The sequence below is a fragment of the Hymenobacter edaphi genome, assembly GCF_003258365.1.
Classification (GTDB): Bacteria; Bacteroidota; Bacteroidia; order Cytophagales; family Hymenobacteraceae; genus Solirubrum; species Solirubrum edaphi.
The window spans coordinates 243,347-259,473 of the sequence record NZ_QHKM01000003.1; the positions used below are offsets into that span (position 1 = coordinate 243,347).

Here is a 16,127-nt window from a genome sequence, read left to right on the forward strand (position 1 = left end):
GAACCCAACCCAACCACATACCCTTATGGCAACCATGTTCAACACCCAGCCCGCCCGTCGTGCCGTGCGTCCCTTCGACGCTGTTCTGAGCCAGTTGTTCAACGATACCCTGCCCGGCTACACCACCGGCGCCGGCTTCCTGCCCGCCGCCGACGTGCTGGAAACTGCCACCGGCTTCGAACTGCTGCTCACCCTGCCCGGTGTACCCAAGGACGCGCTGACCATCGACGTGCAGGAAGGCACCCTGACGGTGAGCGGCGAGCGGAAAGCTCCGGTTACGGAAGGCGAAAACGCCGTGAAAGTGCGCCGCACCGAGTCGAGCTACGGCACGTTCGCCCGCAAATTCCGCCTGCCCGAAACCGTCAACGCCAACGCCATCGAGGCCCACATGACCGACGGCGTGCTGCGCCTCGTGCTGCCCTTCGACACCGACAAAACCACCAAGCGTCAGATTGAAGTGCGCTAACCGGCCACCAGACTGCAAAAAAGGCACCTTCCGTTGGTGCCTTTTTTGTTGGTACGCGTGTTGCTGACTTAGCAAACTGATGCAACCCTGTACGAGCCGGCGGGTATCTAACGTTAAAGCGCCGCTGGCTCATTGGAGCTTCACGAAGCGTTTCGTACTTTAAACCCGGACTCACTTTTTTTCCTCTTCTTAGCTTACCCATGCAAGCCAAACAAATGATGCTCGGCCTCCTGGGCTCCGCCATTCTCGGCGGGAGCGTGGCCGTGGGCGGGTACAAGCTGCTGGAACCCGCGCGCCCCGATGCGCCGCAGGCCGTAGCTGCCGACCCCAACGTGCGCTACACCAGCGCGCTGCGTAGCTCCACCTACAACGTGCCCGAAGGCCTGAACTTCGTGGCGGCCGCCTCGGCCGTGACGCCCGCCGTGGTGCACGTGATGACGGAGTACGCCCCGAAAATGGCGCAGAACGACCAGATCCGCATGGATCCATTTCTGCGCCAGTTCTTTGGTGACGACTTCGACGGAGGAATGCGTCGGCAGCCGCAGGGCGCGCAGGTCGGGTCGGGCTCGGGCGTGATTATCGCCGCCAACGGCTACATCGTGACCAACAACCACGTCATCGACAAGGCCGACAAGATTGAGGTGGTGCTCGACGACAAGCGCAAGTACTCCGCCAAGCTCATCGGCGCTGACCCCACCACCGACCTGGCCCTGCTGAAAGTGGAGGCCGACAACCTGCCCTACGTGCGCTACGGCTCGTCCGACAACGTGAAAGTAGGGGAGTGGGTCCTGGCCGTGGGCAACCCCTTCAACCTGAATTCGACCGTCACGGCGGGCATCATTTCGGCTAAAGGACGCAACATCAACATCCTCAACCGCGAGGACCGCATGGGCATCGAATCGTTCCTGCAGACCGACGCGGTGGTAAACCCCGGCAACTCGGGCGGCGCCCTGGTCAACCTGAACGGCGACCTGATCGGCATCAACTCGGCCATTGCCTCGCACACCGGCTCGTTTGAGGGCTATTCCTTCGCCGTGCCCAGCTCCATCGTGAGCAAGGTGGTGGACGACCTGCTGAAGTACAAAGTGGTGCAGCGCGCCCTGCTCGGGGTGAACATCCGCGAGGTCGACGCCACGCTGGCTTCGGAGAAAAAGCTGAAGTCGCTTGACGGCGTGTACGTGGTGGGCCTGAGCTCGAACAGCGCCGCCGCTGACGCCGGCCTGAAGGAAGGCGACATCATCACCGAAATCAACGGGGCCAAGGTGAATACCTCCTCGCAGCTGCAGGAGCAGGTGGCCCGCTACCGCCCCGGCGACAAAATCAAGGTGAGCTACCTGCGCGGCGAGGACCGCCGCAACACCACCGCCACCCTGCGCAACTCCTCCGGCACTACGGACATCGTGCGCGAGGAAACCACCGCTGCCATCGAGTACGAAGGGGCTAAGTTCTCGCCGCTGAGCCGGCAGGAAATGAACAAGCTGGACCTGGAAGGCGGCGCCAAAATCAGCGGCGTGCGCGGCTCCAACTTCCGCGAAACCGGCATTGCCGACGGCTTCATCATCACCCGCATCGACAAGAACAAGGTGAGCAAGCCCCAGGACGTGAAGCGCTACCTCGAAGCCGCCAAGCAAAGCCAGGGCGCGCTGGTCGAGGGCGTGTACCCCGACGGCCGCAAGTCCTACTACCCCATCGGGCAGGTCGACTAAGCCGCGTCTGTCTTTTCACCAAAAAGCCGCCGTCAGCCCTGACGGCGGCTTTTTTTGTTGGCGGCAGCTGAGCGGCCACGAGGCGCCGGCGGAAGCGGGCCCTGGCGCCAGCAGCGTACCCGCACCGGCCGGGATGCCGGCGCCAACAAAAAAGCCGGCGCAGCGGGAGGCTGCACCGGCTTTGCAAGGGGACGTGGAAACTACTGCACCACGATGCGGGCCTGCTGGGCACCGCTGCGCACCAGGTACATGCCGGCTTTCACGTCCGACACGTTCAGGCTGGTGGCGCCGGCGGGCAGCTCACGCACCACGCGACCCTGCAGGTCGAGCAGCTGCACGCGCTGGCCTTTGGCGGCCCCTTCCACCTGCACCAGCTCGCGGGCCGGGTTCGGGTAAATGGCCAGCGGGCTGAGCTTGGAAGCGGTTTTGGTGCCCGTCGTCGTGTTCGGCGAGAAGATAAACACGCGGTTGTTGCTGGCGCGGGCTGTGATGGTGGTGGTTTCGGCAGTCGTGCTGAAGGTGGTGGTGTTGCTCAGCGTCGCCAGCGAAATGAAGTTGCCGTTGGCGCGGCCGGCAATGCCCACCGACGCCGAGCGCGTGCCCGATACCGTGCCGCTGCCCTGAATGTAGGCGAAGCGCACTTCGTTGGTGGTTTCGTCGAGCTGCACCTGGAACGACTGCACCGGGCCGGCGGCCTGCGGAGCCCAGCGGGCGTCGCGCCACTCGATGGTAAACGTGCGGTTCGGGGCCGTGCCGGTGGTGTTGTAGAGCAGGCTGCCGTCGGGGCTGGTGCCGGTGCCGGAGTTGGCAAAGCTGATATCGTCCCAGAGCGGGGCGGCAATGGGGCGCGGCGTGCCGGAGGTCAGGTTGTTATCCACCTTGGAGTCCGTCAGGGCTTGCCCAAAGGTGATGAAGCCGTTGGTGGAGGCCGAGACGGTGGTGTAGTTCGTGTCGTCGAACTTGAAGGTGAAGCCCAGCGGGATATTGTTGTACCAGCCGTCGTTGATGTTGCCCCCGCTCAGAGCCGGCGAAGTGGCCGTGGCCGGCAGCGCAACGAAGGTAGCGCCCGTAGCCGCGCTCGGCGTGTAGGTGTTGACGAGCTGGGCCTGAGCCGAAACCAGCGGCAGCGCGGCCAGGGCCGTCAGCGACAGAAGGGCTTTGGTGCGGCGCTTGAGGGGTAGAAAATGTAACATAAGGAAGAATGAGTGGGTGAGAAAGAAAGGGCAGTTCGGGGCGGGAAACCAATGATTCCCGTGGGCAAAAAGGTGCGGTGAGGCGTGTGGAGCGCGGGCCGGGCTGCTTGAGTTGCCGCCGGGCCGGGCGGAGAGTGGCGAAGCCGGAAGGCTGCTTGGGGTGTAAGAATAAGAAAAAAAGCGCTGACAGTGCGTATTTGGGAGTTTAAGGTCCGCTCAGAATCTGAACCCTAAAACGAATTGGCTTTTTTTATTTCCGCAAACGTTGTCGGGAACGTTGCCAATGCCCCTGTTGCGCTGGAAGTGAAGGGACTGAATGCTGCGAAATTGTCTTTTCCCAATCTGGGTCTTTGTGCCTCCGGCGGCCCTCAAGTCGCTGCTTCTTTTGGTTAGCTTTGCGGCGTCGCCCCGGCGGCTCATTCCCCGATTCAACTTCCCACCCTTCCTTATCTTATGAAACAAGCCATCGAAGAAGCCACCGCTACGGCTACCGACGTGCAGGAACACGACCACCACGGCATCGGGCAGGTGCTGCAGGAGCTGGGCGTAGACGCCATCAATGCTGCTTACAGCACCGGTCTGCAGTGGGGCGGTACCAGCAACGAGCGAATCCTGAGCATTTCGTCGCCCACCGACGGTAAGCTCATCGGCAAGGTGCGCGTGGCCACGGCTGCCGACTACGAACAGGTCGTCACGACGGCCCAGGAAGCTTTCAAAACCTGGCGGCTGGTGCCGGCGCCCAAGCGCGGCGAAATCGTGCGGCAGATTGGCAACAAGCTGCGCGAGTACAAGGAGCCGCTGGGCAAGCTGGTGAGCTACGAGATGGGCAAAATCCTGCAGGAAGGCCTGGGCGAGGTGCAGGAAATGATTGACATCTGCGACTTCGCCGTGGGCCTCTCGCGGCAGCTGCACGGCTACACCATGCACTCGGAGCGCCCCGCCCACCGCATGTACGAGCAGTACCACCCGCTGGGTGTCGTCGGCATCATCTCGGCCTTCAACTTCCCGGTGGCCGTGTGGAGCTGGAATGCCATGCTGGCCGCCGTGTGCGGCGACGTGAGCATCTGGAAACCCTCGGAGAAGACTCCGCTGGTGGCCGTGGCCGTGCAGCACATCATCAAGGACGTGCTGCGCGAAAACGAGCTGCCCGAGGGCATTTTCAGCGTCATCGTGGGCGACGCCGAAATCGGCAGCCTCCTGTCGGCCGATGAGCGCGTGCCGCTGGTATCGGCCACGGGCTCGACGCGCATGGGCAAGAAGGTGGGCGCGGTGGTAGGTGCCCGCCTCGGCAAGGCCCTGCTGGAGCTGGGCGGCAACAACGCCATCATCATCACCCCCCACGCCGACCTCGACATGGCCATCCGCGCCGTGCTCTTCGGCGCCGTGGGCACCGCGGGCCAGCGCTGCACCACCACGCGCCGCCTCATCGTGCACGCCGACGTGTACGACGACGTGAAGCAGCGCCTGCTCTCGGCTTACCCCAAGCTGCCCATCGGCCACCCGCTGCAGGAGGGCAACCTCGTGGGCCCGCTCATCGATACCGACGCGGTGCAGAGCTTCACCAAGGCGCTGGCGGCCGTGCAAGCCGAAGGCGGCACGCTGCTCACCGGCGGCGAGGTGCTCAGCGGCCCGGGCTACGAAACCGGTACCTACGTGCAGCCGGCACTGGTGGAAGCCAAAAACGAGTACCACACCGTGCAGGAAGAAACCTTCGCCCCGATTCTGTACCTGATCAAGTACGAAGGCACCGTTGAAAACGCCATCGAGTTGCAGAACGGCGTGCGGCAGGGCCTCTCGTCGTCCATCTTCTCGCTGAACATGCGCGAGACGGAAGCCTTCCTGGCCCACACCGGCTCCGACTGCGGCATTGCCAATGTGAACATCGGCACCTCGGGCGCCGAAATCGGCGGGGCTTTCGGCGGCGAGAAGGAAACCGGTGGCGGCCGCGAATCCGGCTCCGACGCCTGGCGCGTGTACATGCGCCGCCAGACCAACACCATCAACTACAGCACCCAGCTGCCGCTGGCCCAGGGCATCAAGTTCGATATCTAAGCCGGTGCCGTATGCTCCCAAAAAAGCCCCGCAGCTACCAGCTGCGGGGCTTTTTTACTTATCGGCTGATTTTGATGTCGCCGTGGCCTTTCGCCTGCAGCGTACTGCCCGCGTAAAAAACGTAATACAGGCGGTAGGTCTGGCCGTTGGCGTACTGGTCGGCGTTCAGGACGAGCTGTAAGCCGTAGCCGCCGGTGGTGCTGCCGAGACTGGTCCGGCTGATAACCTGGTAATGCTGATCGGCCACCACGATTTCCAGGGCCATGCCCGGGGGCTTTTCGAAGGGAAACGTTGCCAATTGACCGGCCGGATTGGGGTACAGCGTCCGAAGGGCCTGGCGGTTGAACGTACTACTGGCAGCCGCGTTGAGCGGCACGTTCAGCGAGCTGAACAGGGCTAGCTCCTGCTCGTTCCACTCTCCGTCCAGGGACCAGTCGGTAGCATCGACGTGGCCCGTCGGGCGGTTGTTGGCGTCGGTTTCGGTGACGCCGCCGTTGGGCCCAAAATCAATGCGAGGCCGCTGGTCTTCGTCGGCTTTCTTGCCGCAGCCCGCCAGCAGGGCCAGCAGCAACAGGCTGTATGCGCAACGTTTCATAGCTAATCGGTTTTCCGGCGGCTTACGCCGGATAGGCAATAAAATAGTAGTTCTTGCCCTGCTCGAACTGCTGCACGAACTCCTGGCGCGTAAACGGCGCCTCGCTGCGCAGCCAGCGCTTCATCAGCGACACCTGCAGGCCCGCTTTTTCCGTCAGCAGGTCGTACACCTGCTCGGGGCGGGTGCCGTAGCAGTCGGCCGCGCCCAGGCCGTGCTCGAAGATGACTACCGGCCGGGTGCGGCGCAGCGTTTCCACCGCGCCCTGCAGCACCTGCAGCTCGGCGCCCTCCACGTCGATTTTGATCAAATCCACGCGCTGATCCAGGGGGATGACGTGGTCCATCAGGTCGGTTTGCACCTCGATAGTGGTATCCTGCTCGTCGGGCTTGTCGTAGTTGCGCTTCTGCAAGCCGCTGTAGGCGGGGTTGCTGATGACGTAGTTGAAGGTGGCCGTGCCCTTGGCGTTGCTCAGCGCCACGTTCAGGATGCGGGCCAGGCCCGGCGCGTCGTAGCGGCGCTGCAGGTCGGCGTAGAGGTCGGGGAGGGGTTCGAAGCCGAAGTGCCGGCCCTGCGGGGCGGCGGCCAGCATCAGGTCCAGCACCTCGCCCTTGTGGCAACCGATATCGATGCAGGTCGAGCCGGGGCGGCACACGCGCTTAATCACGGCGCGCGTCTGCTCGTCGTACTGCTGATTCTTGGTAAAGGCAATCGGCAGGCGTTTCAGGATGGATTTGAGCACTTCTTTCATGGCCGGCGGGGGCTAGGCAAGGGAAAATCGGCTTTAAAGTTGGGAAAAAACGGCCGGTTTCGCCCGGTTTGCTGCCGGTGCAACCTTCGTAAATCCGCCGGGGTCTTTGAGGCGCTAATGGTCAGAGGAGTAGAAAATCTGCCGCCGATGTCTGAACTTTACCCACCCCCCTCTGCCGTTAGTGATTCGCTGACTCCTCCCTCGCCTGCTGCGCCTATGGAAGCCGTTGCCTACGTTGACATTAATGCTCCGCTGGTGGAGCGCTGCCGCCTCGGCGACCGGCGCGCCCAGGCCGAGATATACAAGCGCTACGCCAAAGCCATGTTCAACGCCTCGCTGCGCATCACCGGCGACTACGCCGAGGCCGAAGACGTGCTGCAGGAGTCGTTTCTGAGCGCCTTCCGCGAGCTGCACACCTACAAGGGTGACTCCTCGTTCGGCTCGTGGCTGAAGCGCATCGTCATCAACAAGAGCATCAACTGCCTGCGCAACCGCCGCCTGCAGCTGGTGCCCCTGGCCGAGCAGCACGACGGCGCCGCCTCCGAAGAAGCCCTCACCCCGGGCGAGCAGGACGACGTACAGTGGCGGGCCGACGTGCTGCGCCGCTGCATTCAGGAGCTGCCCGACGGCTACCGCCTCGTGCTGACCCTGTACCTGCTGGAAGGCTACGACCACGGCGAAATTGCCAGCATCATGGGCATCACCGAATCCACGTCCAAGTCGCAATACAGCCGCGCCCGTAAGAAGCTGCTGGACCTGGCCCGCGAACAAGGACTGTAATCATCGTTTCATAAGATCAGCGGCCACCAAGGGCGCCCCACCCAATCAGCGCCCCGGCCGCGGGGAGCCCCGTGCGAAAGACCATGACTGTCATGAAACCCAACTCCGGACTTGAGGCCTTCGTCGAGCGCAACCGCGCCGACTTCGACGCCTTCGAGCCGCGACCCGACCTCTGGGACGCCCTCGAAGCCCGCCTCGACCTGCCGGCCGACGCCGACGAAGCCTCCGGCGCGACGCCCACCCCCGTCGTGCCCCTGCACCCCTTCACGATGGCCCCGGCGCCCACCCAGCCTCAGGCCACCGCTCCCGCTGCCCGCTTCGGCTGGCAGCGCTACGCCGCCGCCGCGGCCGTGGCCCTGATGTTGGTTGCCGGCGGCTACGGCCTGCGCCGCGCCGACGAAACGCCCGGCGCCGTGGCCGCCACCGACACGGCCGCCATGACCACGCTGGGCGCCCAGTCTGCGCCCGTGAGCGTCATGGACGAGCCCGAGGCCATGGCCGTATCGAGCAACGCCGCGGCCCGCCGCCTGGAAAAGGCGGTGAAGCGCATGGAAACCTATTACGCGGCCCAGATCAGCGAGAAAAAGCACGAGCTGGATTTGCTCGACGCCGCCGCGCCCGGCACCATGCCCAACGACGCCGACTGGAAGCAGGAAATGGCCGCGCAGGACTCCACCTACCGGCAGCTGCGCGCCGACCTGTTTCAGAACCCCGACCCGAACGCCGTGCTGGACGCGATGAACCAGAACCTGCAAATCCGGTTGGACATCCTGAACCAGCAGCTGCGCACCCGCGAGCAGATTCGCCAGTACCACGACGACGCGTACACCCTCGCCGCCGACAAGTAACCCTTGTTTTCCCTCCACCCCATGCATTCCCCGATTCGACCTTTTCGGCAGGGCATCCTGGCGCTGACGGCCCTGCTGGCCGTGGCGGCCGGCCCCCGCGGCGCCGCGGCGCAGTCCGCAGCAGCCCGGCCGGCCGGCGGGTACGTGCAGCCCTGCCCCGCCGACCGGTTCTGGGATGAAACCCTGGACGCCCGCTTTCAGCAGCTGCAGCAGCCGGCTGACGGGCAGACGACTCCGGCGCAGACCAGCCCCGCGCAGCCGCAACCCGAACCCGGCAACAACGGCGGCCTGACGGCCGAGAAAACCCGCAAAATCACCCGTTCCTTCGCCGCCGTGGCGGGCCGCCCGCTGACGGTGGAAACGCGCTACGGCCGCGTGCAGGTGAATACCTGGACGCGCAACGAAATCAAAGCCGAAGTCGACATCGTGGCCCGCGCCGACGAGGACGACAAGGCCCAGCGCCTGCTCGACATGATTCAGGTGCTGATGCAGGAAAACGCCAACCCCGAAGTCGGGCTGCTGCTCAAAACCCAGCTGGGCGAAATGCCCAAGGAGTGCTGGAGCCGGCAGCGCATCTACGAAATCAACTACACCATCTGGATGCCCAAGAGCACGCCGCTGAAGGTGAAGAACAGCTTCGGCGACGTGAGCCTGACCGGCGACCTGACCGGCCCCACCGACCTGGCTGTGTGCTACGGCAGCCTGCGCACCGGCCGCCTGGAGGGCCCGCGCAACCACGTGCGCCTCAACAACGGCGCGGCCGTGCTGCCCTACGCCCGGCAGGCCACCATCGAGGCCAACCATTCGCGCCTGCGGCTGGAAGAAGGCCAGCGCGTGGATTTGCGCAACAACGGCTCCGACATTGATATGGGCACGGTGCAGAGCCTGGCCGTGCTCAGCAAGTACGGCGACGTGAACCTGGGCACGGTGTACAACCTGCAGGGCTCCACTGGCTACTCGCGCTTCAGCATCGACAAGGTGGCCGAGCAGCTGGACATGAAGGTGCAGTACTGCCCCGCCTTCGAGGTGCGCACCACCGGCCCCAACTTCCGCCGCATCAGCGTGGACGGGGGCTACAGCACCATCCTGCTAAACTTCCCCGACGACGCGGGCTTCAACTTCGACGTGAATTCGGAAAACGGCAAGGTGCTGATGGACAAGCGCCTGGTGAAGGTGCACAGCGAGGAAAACAGCTCGTCGAGCACTGAAATGCAGGGCCAGTACGGCGGCGCCCAGGCCAAACCCGCTGGCAACGTGAACATCAAAGCCCGCTACAGCAGCGTGAGCTTCAACCGCTAGACAGAACTTACCGCGTGCCCTGTTTCGGAAAAGGCAGGACGAGCGGAGTGACGAGAAAAAGCCGGCTGCAACCGGCTTTTTCTGTTTTTCGGCGGGTAAGAGTAGGTGCAGGAACAAAAAAAGACCGGTCACCCGGAGGCATAGCCCAGGACCTTCCTGGCACCCGGTACCGCCGCTGCCACCGAAGTGCGGACGCTTTCCCGGTAACAGCGTAGCGCAGCCGCCGAGCCCGCGGCATCATTGGGCGTTGGTGGCCGCGCTCGGCCGTTTGGGCGGGGCGGGAACCAGATCCTTGGCCGCGCCGAGCGACGGTTCGGCTGCGGATGACGGAGGCGCGGCCGTACCTTTACCCAATGCGTTTTCTGTTCCTTGCCGGCGCCGCGTTGCTGCTCAGCGCGCCGGCCCGTGCCCAACGTCCCGCCGCCATGCCTGCCACGCCGCCCGCTGCTCCGGAAGTTACCGCCCACGCCTCGCGCATGCACACGCTCACGCTGCGGCTGCGGCCGGGGCAGGACGTGCGCCAGCAGCTCGCGGCCCTGGTGCAGCAGCAGCACCTGCGCGCCGCGGCCGTGCTGACCTGCGTGGGCAGCCTGACCCAGGTGACGCTGCGGCTGGCCAATCAGGAAGGCCCGACGGTGTACCGCGGCCACTTCGAAATCGTGTCGCTGGTGGGCACGCTGGCCGAAAGCGGCAGCCACCTGCACCTCTCGGTGGCCGACTCCACGGGGCGCACCATCGGCGGGCACCTGCTCGACGGTAACGTGGTGTATACCACCGCCGAGCTGGTGCTGGGCGTGCTCGACGACGTAGCCTTCGAACGGGAGGTTGATCCGACCTTCGGCTACCGCGAGCTGGCGGTGCGTCCGGCCGTGCCAGCCCCGGCAAAAGCCAGCCATAAGTCGCCGAAAGGGAAAAAATAAGTGACGCGGCGGCGTACAATCTGCGGGCGTTTCCTTAGTATTATTGTAGTAATATCCGAATAGCGCCTAGCGTTATGCCCGGATGGATGCTCGTGTTTGTACCCTGTTTCTATGCCCCACCGCTACGCTGGTTCCACGCTGCTGCTGAGCCTGCTGGCTACTGCCGCCGCCGCGCAGCCCTCTGCCGCCGTCGATGGCCCACCGCGGGCCACCCGCCCTGCCGCTGCCGCCCCGCCCACCCAGATGCCGCTGCTCGGCCGCGACGCCCTGCGCCAGGGCATTGCGCTGCACGATAAAAACGACTTCGGCGGCGCCATTGTCGCCTACCTGCGCGTACCCGCCAGCGACTCGGCCTACGCCGACGTGCAGGGCGAGCTGGCCCTCTCGTACTGGGCCAACGACCAGTACGCCGAAGCCGCCGCCGCCGCCCAGCGCGCCATCGACCTGGGCCAGCGCAGCCCCATGCCCTACGCCACGCTCGGCAACTCGCAGGAGGAGCTGAAGCAGGCCGATAAGGCCTTGGCCACCTTCAAGACCGGGCTGAAGCAGTACCCGTATTCCGGCACGCTGTGGTTCAACCAGGCCGTGACCCTGGCCGGGCAAACGGGCCAGACGGCCGCCGCCGCGGCCTCGTACCAGCGCAGCCTGGAGCTACGGCCCCTGCACCCGGCCAGCCACCTGCAGCTGGCCCGCGTGGAGCTGCAGCAGGGCCACGCGGCCCACGCCCTGCTCGGCTACCTGACCTACCTGATGCTGCAGCCCGACGCCGACGGCAGCCAAAGCGTGCTGATCCTGGCCGAGCAGCTTTCCTCGGGCAGCCTGGAAGTGGAAGCCAAGGACAAGCGGCCCGCCACCACGCCCAACGAGGCCTTCGCGGAGCTCGACGAACTGCTGGCCTCGCGCGTGGCCCTGCGCAAGGACTACCCGAGCCCGGTGAACTTCCAGGCCGCCGTGGTGAAGCAGACCAAGCTGCTGGTGGAGAAATTCCCGGCGGCCAAGGATGCCGCCGCGGCCGACTTCTGGCAGCGCGCCTACGGGCCGCTGGTGGAGGTGCTGCGCCAGGGCGACAACCTGACCACCTTCACCTACCTCATCCTCTGCTCGGCCGACGACAAAAAGGCCCTGAAGTGGGTGAAGGGTAACATGGGCAAGGTCAACAAGCTCTACGAGGCGGCCCGGCCCCAGCTCAACCTGCTGCGCGACTTCACCACTGTGGAGCGCGGCGGCAAGTCTACCAGGGTAGAAGCGTGGTACTACGACGAAGGCGCGCTCAGCGGCCTCGGCGACGCCCGGCGCGACGCCGCGGGCAAGGTCACGCCCGAAGGCCCCTGGCAGTTTTTCGACAACCAGGGCAACCTCGAAGGCGAAGGCAGCTACACCAGCGGCGAGAAAACCGGCGCCTGGCGCTACTACTTCGCCGACGGCAAGCTGCAGCGCGAATGCACCTACGACGCGCAGGGCAAGCTGACGGGCGCCTTTAAGCAGTACTACGATTCCGGCAAGCTGGAAATCGACGGCACGTACCGCGCCGGGGAGCCGGTGGGCTCCGCCAAAATCTTCCACCCTTGCGGCGCCCTGCGCGAGGAGCGGCGCTACAACGACGCCGGCCAGCAGGACGGCCCCTTCGTGAAGTACTACGCCAGCGGGCAGGTGGAGGAGCGCGGCACCTACCGGCAGGACCAGGCCGACGGCCCGCTGCTGGATTTCTACCCCGACGGCACGCCCGAGTACGAGGTGACCATGGCCGCCGGCAAGCAGCAAGGGCCGATAACCTCGTACTACCCCGGCCCCGGCAAGCGCGTGGAGTACCGCGCCGTGATGGAGCAGGGCGAGATGAACGGCGCCTACACGGGCTACCACCCGGGTGGGCAGGTGCGTGAGCAGGGCAGCTACGCCAAGGGCAAGCGCACCGGCCTCTGGAAAACCTTCTACGCCGACGGCAAGCCCTCCACCGAGCAGACCTATGATGCGCAGGGCAAGCTGCACGGCGTGTACCGCGACTTTGACGTGGACGGCCAGCTCTACAGCGAAATCACCTACGACCACGACCGGGCCCGCAAGTCGGTGTACCTGGACCGGCAGGGCAAGCCGCTGCAGCAAAACAACCTCGCGGGCAACGGCGAGGTGGCCGTGCGCGGCCTGCGCCCCGACGGCACGCCCGCCTACAGCGGCACCTACCGCCAAGGCCTGCAGCAGGGCGAGTGGACCTACGTCTACCGCCACGGCACGCCCTCGGTGCGCCAGCGCTACCGCGACGACCAGCTCGACGGCGTGGTGGAAGCCTTTCACCCCAACGGCCGCGTGCGCACCCGCACCACCTACGAGGCCGGCAGCCGGCACGGCCGCTTCGAGGAGTACGCCGCCGACGGCGTGCTGCGCCAGGAAGGCTGGTACGTGAACGGGCAGCGGCAGGGCGCCTGGCGCGACTACTACGCCGATGGCACGCTCAGCGAGGAATACGGCTTCTACCAGGACAACGAAAACGGCCTGCGCCGCAGCTACACACCCACCGGCCGGCTCTCGGGCGAGCAGTGGTTCAAGGCCAGCCTGCCCACCCGCGTGGTGGCCTACGACTCCACCGGCCGCGTGCTCGACGACCGGCAGCTGGCCGTCGACGCCCCGAATTACCAGCTGAGCTACCCTTCGGGCAAGCCCCGCCTGCGCACCGGCCTGACCTGCGGCCTGTACGCCGGCAACGAGTGGTACTTTCCCTCGGGACAGGTGGAAACCAGCGCCGCCATGCGCCAGGGCCGCCGCGACGGCGCCTTCCGCGCGTTTTACCCCGGCGGCCAGCTGGCCGTGGCGGGCAGCTACGAGAGCAACGCGCCCAGCGGCGAGTGGAAGTACTACTCGGCCGAGGGCCGGCTGCGCAGCCAGGGCCGCTACGCGGGCGGCGAGAAGGACGGCGAGTGGACTACCTACTACGCCAACGGGCAGGTGGCCGCGGTGGAAACTTACCGCAGCGGCGAGTTGCACGGCCTGTGCCGCACCTTCGACCCGGCCGGGCAGCTCATCTATGAAAAACGCTACCAGCAGGACGACATCATGGCCTGGCGCTGCCTGCAGCCGGGCGGCCAGCCCGGCGCCTGGCAAGACCTCAGCAGCCAGAACGGCACGGTGAAAAGCTACTACGCCAACGGCCAGCTGGCCGCCGAGGAAACCTACCGCAACGGGCAGTTCGACGGCACCTGCAAGCTCTACCACAGCAACGGCCAGCTCCTGCGCGAAACCACTCTGCGCGACGGCCTGAGCACGGGCCCGCAGCGCGAGTACGGCGCCGACGGCAAGCTGCTGGCCGACGAAGCCTACGCCCACGGCGAAAAGCACGGCCGCAGCCGCTACTTCCGCCCCGATGGCTCCCTGCTGCGCGAGGAAAGCTGGCGCAGCGGCGAGCAAAGCGGCCCCACCGTGCATTACACCGCCCAGGGCAAGCCCGAGCGCACCGACACGTACTGGAACAACTACGTCTATGGCAGCAAGTAACTGGCAGCGCACGGCCCTGGTGGCCGCACTAGGGCTGAGCGTATGCAGCGCCCGCACGGCCCAGGCCCAGCAGCCCGCGCAGCTGCTGGCCGAGGCCCGGCAGCAGTTTCCCGGTCAGCCCGCCGTCTTCCTCGACTACCGGCAGGACGTGCTGCTGGAGTTGCGCGGCGACTCGCTGGTCGTGTCGGCGCGGCACCACCGCGACCTGCTGCACGTGGCCCAGGGCACCGGCGCGTACGCTGCGGACCGCGTGTTCAGCTCGCACTTTTCCCGGCTGCAGAAGATTGAGGCCCGCACGATGGTGCCGGCAGGTTCGAGTTACCGCGCCCAGAAGGTGCAGCAGTTTCACGAGCAGTTCGAAATCCGGCCGGGCATCTTCTTCGACGATGTGCGCGCCACCAACTTCACCTACCCCAACGTGGGCCCCGGCGCCCGCACCATCAGCGACTACACGCTGAAGTTCCGCGACGCGCGCTTTCTGCAGCCGTTTTACTTCGCCACCGGCGTGCCCGTGCGCCACGCCGAGCTGACGGTGACGGCCCCGCGCGCGGTGAAGCTGAACTACAAGCTCTTCGGCGCCGACGGGGCCAACGTGCAATTTTCCAAGGAAGAGAAAGGCGGCACCGTGGTCTACCGCTGGGTGGCCGACAACCTGCCCGCCCCGCCCACCGACGCCGACGCGCCCGACGACGCCTGGTATTTGCCCCACGTGGTGTACTTCGTGGAGGAAGCCCCGCTGGCCGGCAAGCCGCAGCGCCTGCTCTCGGGCGTGCCCGAGCTCTACACGCTCTACCGCAGCTTCGTCAAGGACCTCGACCAGCCCGCGCCCGCGCCGGTGCTGCAGCATCTGGTCGACTCGCTCACGGCCAAAGCCGCCACCCCCGACGACAAGGCCCGCAACATCTACCACTGGGTGCAGGACCACGTGCGCTACATTGCCTTCGAGCAGGGCATGCGCGGCTTCGTGCCCCACGCGCCGGCCGCCGTGTACACCCGCCGCTACGGCGACTGTAAGGACATGGCCAGCCTCACCCACGGAATGTTGCAGCTGGCCGGGCTGAAGTCGCACCTGGCCTGGATCGGCACCCGCGACCTGCCCTACCGCTACTCCGAGCTGGCGACGCCCGGCGTCGACAACCACATGATTGCGGTGTACGAGCGGCCCGGCGGCGAGCTGGTATTCCTCGACGCCACCGACCCCTACAACCCCTTCGGCCTGCCCACGGCCATGATTCAGGGCAAGGAGGCGCTGATTGGCCTCGACAAGGAGCACAGCCGCGTGGCCGAAGTGCCGGTGGTGGCCCGCGAGCAAAACGCCCGCACCGACGCCACCCGGCTCAGCCTCGACGGCACCAGCCTGCGCGGCAGCGGACAGCTGGCCCTGGCCGGCTACGCCCGGGGCCGCATCACGGCCACCCTGCGCGGCGCCGACCAGACCACCCAGCAGCGCACCGTACGCAGCGTGCTGGAGCGCGGATCCAACAAGTTCTTCGTCGACAAGTACACGGTGGGCGGCCTCGCGGAAGCCGAAAAGCCGCTGACGGTGGATTACCAGTTTCACCTCGACGACTACGTGCAGCGCGCCGGCGACGAGCTGTACGTGAACCTGAACCTGGAACGGGAGCTGACCAACGACCAGATCGACCTGACGCGCCGCCGCCTGCCCCGCGCCAATGAGTACTGCCGCCGCTCCAGCCAGCTGACGGAGTTTGAAATACCCGCTGGCTACGACCTGAGCCACCTGCCCGCCAACGTGCAGGCCGACGACGCGGTGGCCGGCTTCCGCATCAGCTACCGCCGCGAAGGCAACAAAGTAGTGCAGGACAAGGAAGTGTATGTGAACTACCTGCTGCTCGAACCCAAACAGTTCGCGGCCTACAACAAAGTCGTCGGGCAGCTCAGCGAAGCCTACCGCGACGCCTTGATTCTGAAACGCAAGCCGCTGTAGCGCGACCGTTCAGTGCGCGTACGCCCGCCCGATTCCGTCACAGGCGGTGGTCGTTCGGCGATACGCGCACTGAAAGTTCGCGCTATAGC

General features: G+C 65.8%; 12 protein-coding genes. 9 read left to right on the forward strand and 3 right to left on the reverse strand.

Features of this window, described 5'->3' with window-relative positions:
* Nucleotides 1-25 precede the first annotated feature (25 nt).
* Both DLM85_RS11470 and DLM85_RS11475 read left to right on the forward strand, forming a co-directional pair.
* Nucleotides 26-466 (forward strand): Hsp20/alpha crystallin family protein, encoded by a 441-nt coding sequence (locus DLM85_RS11470; protein ID WP_111478244.1) that lies wholly within the window; start codon nt 26-28, stop codon nt 464-466.
* A 200-nt stretch (nt 467-666) separates the two neighbouring features.
* On the forward strand, nt 667-2,172 hold the full coding sequence (locus DLM85_RS11475; RefSeq protein ID WP_243635931.1) for a Do family serine endopeptidase: 1,506 nt from the start codon (nt 667-669) through the stop codon (nt 2,170-2,172).
* A gap of 200 nt (nt 2,173-2,372) precedes the next feature.
* Here the strand turns inward: DLM85_RS11475 and DLM85_RS11480 are convergent, their stop codons facing one another.
* Nucleotides 2,373-3,365: a T9SS type A sorting domain-containing protein gene (locus tag DLM85_RS11480; protein ID WP_111478245.1), complete on the reverse strand. Its 993-nt coding sequence runs from the start codon at nt 3,363-3,365 to the stop codon at nt 2,373-2,375.
* A gap of 453 nt (nt 3,366-3,818) precedes the next feature.
* On the opposite strand from DLM85_RS11480, the gene amaB reads away from it, so the two are divergent.
* Nucleotides 3,819-5,417 carry an L-piperidine-6-carboxylate dehydrogenase gene (gene amaB, locus DLM85_RS11485; protein ID WP_111478246.1) on the forward strand — a complete coding sequence of 533 codons (1,599 nt, stop codon included), beginning with the start codon at nt 3,819-3,821 and terminating at the stop codon, nt 5,415-5,417.
* A gap of 58 nt (nt 5,418-5,475) precedes the next feature.
* Here the strand turns inward: amaB and DLM85_RS11490 are convergent, their stop codons facing one another.
* Nucleotides 5,476-6,012, reverse strand: a complete 537-nt coding sequence (locus DLM85_RS11490; protein ID WP_133257020.1) for a hypothetical protein — start codon at nt 6,010-6,012, stop codon at nt 5,476-5,478.
* A 22-nt stretch (nt 6,013-6,034) separates the two neighbouring features.
* Nucleotides 6,035-6,760, reverse strand: coding sequence for an FkbM family methyltransferase (locus DLM85_RS11495; protein ID WP_111478248.1), 726 nt, complete (start codon nt 6,758-6,760; stop codon nt 6,035-6,037).
* A gap of 216 nt (nt 6,761-6,976) precedes the next feature.
* Between DLM85_RS11495 and DLM85_RS11500 the strand changes: the two genes are divergently transcribed.
* The 6 genes from DLM85_RS11500 to DLM85_RS11525 all read left to right on the forward strand — a co-directional run bounded on the left by DLM85_RS11500 (nt 6,977) and on the right by DLM85_RS11525 (nt 16,038).
* On the forward strand, nt 6,977-7,540 hold the full coding sequence (locus DLM85_RS11500; protein WP_111478249.1) for an RNA polymerase sigma factor: 564 nt from the start codon (nt 6,977-6,979) through the stop codon (nt 7,538-7,540).
* Nucleotides 7,541-7,632: 92 nt separating this feature from the next.
* The gene (locus tag DLM85_RS11505; protein ID WP_111478250.1) at nt 7,633-8,388 is read left to right on the forward strand and encodes a hypothetical protein; all 756 of its coding nucleotides are present in this window, start codon (nt 7,633-7,635) and stop codon (nt 8,386-8,388) included.
* Nucleotides 8,389-8,409: 21 nt separating this feature from the next.
* Nucleotides 8,410-9,687 (forward strand): hypothetical protein, encoded by a 1,278-nt coding sequence (locus DLM85_RS11510; protein WP_111478251.1) that lies wholly within the window; start codon nt 8,410-8,412, stop codon nt 9,685-9,687.
* Nucleotides 9,688-10,040: 353 nt separating this feature from the next.
* Nucleotides 10,041-10,607: a PPC domain-containing DNA-binding protein gene (locus DLM85_RS11515; protein ID WP_243635932.1), complete on the forward strand. Its 567-nt coding sequence runs from the start codon at nt 10,041-10,043 to the stop codon at nt 10,605-10,607.
* 111 nt (nt 10,608-10,718) lie between these two features.
* A complete protein-coding gene (locus DLM85_RS11520) occupies nt 10,719-14,090 on the forward strand; it encodes a toxin-antitoxin system YwqK family antitoxin (protein WP_111478252.1) in 3,372 nt (1,123 codons plus the stop codon).
* Nucleotides 14,077-16,038, forward strand: a complete 1,962-nt coding sequence (locus DLM85_RS11525) for a DUF3857 domain-containing protein (RefSeq protein ID WP_165822115.1) — start codon at nt 14,077-14,079, stop codon at nt 16,036-16,038. The genes DLM85_RS11520 and DLM85_RS11525 overlap by 14 nt, the downstream gene beginning before the upstream one ends.
* Nucleotides 16,039-16,127 lie beyond the last annotated feature (89 nt).

Bases quoted from the DNA above. Each gene is read 5' to 3' on its own strand.
- DLM85_RS11470 (WP_111478244.1), top strand. From the start codon at position 26: ATGGCAACCATGTTCAACACCCAGCCCGCCCGTCGTGCCGTGCGTCCC.
- DLM85_RS11475 (WP_243635931.1), top strand. From the start codon at position 667: ATGCAAGCCAAACAAATGATGCTCGGCCTCCTGGGCTCCGCCATTCTC.
- DLM85_RS11480 (WP_111478245.1), bottom strand. From the start codon at position 3,365: ATGTTACATTTTCTACCCCTCAAGCGCCGCACCAAAGCCCTTCTGTCG.
- amaB (WP_111478246.1), top strand. From the start codon at position 3,819: ATGAAACAAGCCATCGAAGAAGCCACCGCTACGGCTACCGACGTGCAG.
- DLM85_RS11490 (WP_133257020.1), bottom strand. From the start codon at position 6,012: ATGAAACGTTGCGCATACAGCCTGTTGCTGCTGGCCCTGCTGGCGGGC.
- DLM85_RS11495 (WP_111478248.1), bottom strand. From the start codon at position 6,760: ATGAAAGAAGTGCTCAAATCCATCCTGAAACGCCTGCCGATTGCCTTT.
- DLM85_RS11500 (WP_111478249.1), top strand. From the start codon at position 6,977: ATGGAAGCCGTTGCCTACGTTGACATTAATGCTCCGCTGGTGGAGCGC.
- DLM85_RS11505 (WP_111478250.1), top strand. From the start codon at position 7,633: ATGAAACCCAACTCCGGACTTGAGGCCTTCGTCGAGCGCAACCGCGCC.
- DLM85_RS11510 (WP_111478251.1), top strand. From the start codon at position 8,410: ATGCATTCCCCGATTCGACCTTTTCGGCAGGGCATCCTGGCGCTGACG.
- DLM85_RS11515 (WP_243635932.1), top strand. From the start codon at position 10,041: ATGCGTTTTCTGTTCCTTGCCGGCGCCGCGTTGCTGCTCAGCGCGCCG.
- DLM85_RS11520 (WP_111478252.1), top strand. From the start codon at position 10,719: ATGCCCCACCGCTACGCTGGTTCCACGCTGCTGCTGAGCCTGCTGGCT.
- DLM85_RS11525 (WP_165822115.1), top strand. From the start codon at position 14,077: ATGGCAGCAAGTAACTGGCAGCGCACGGCCCTGGTGGCCGCACTAGGG.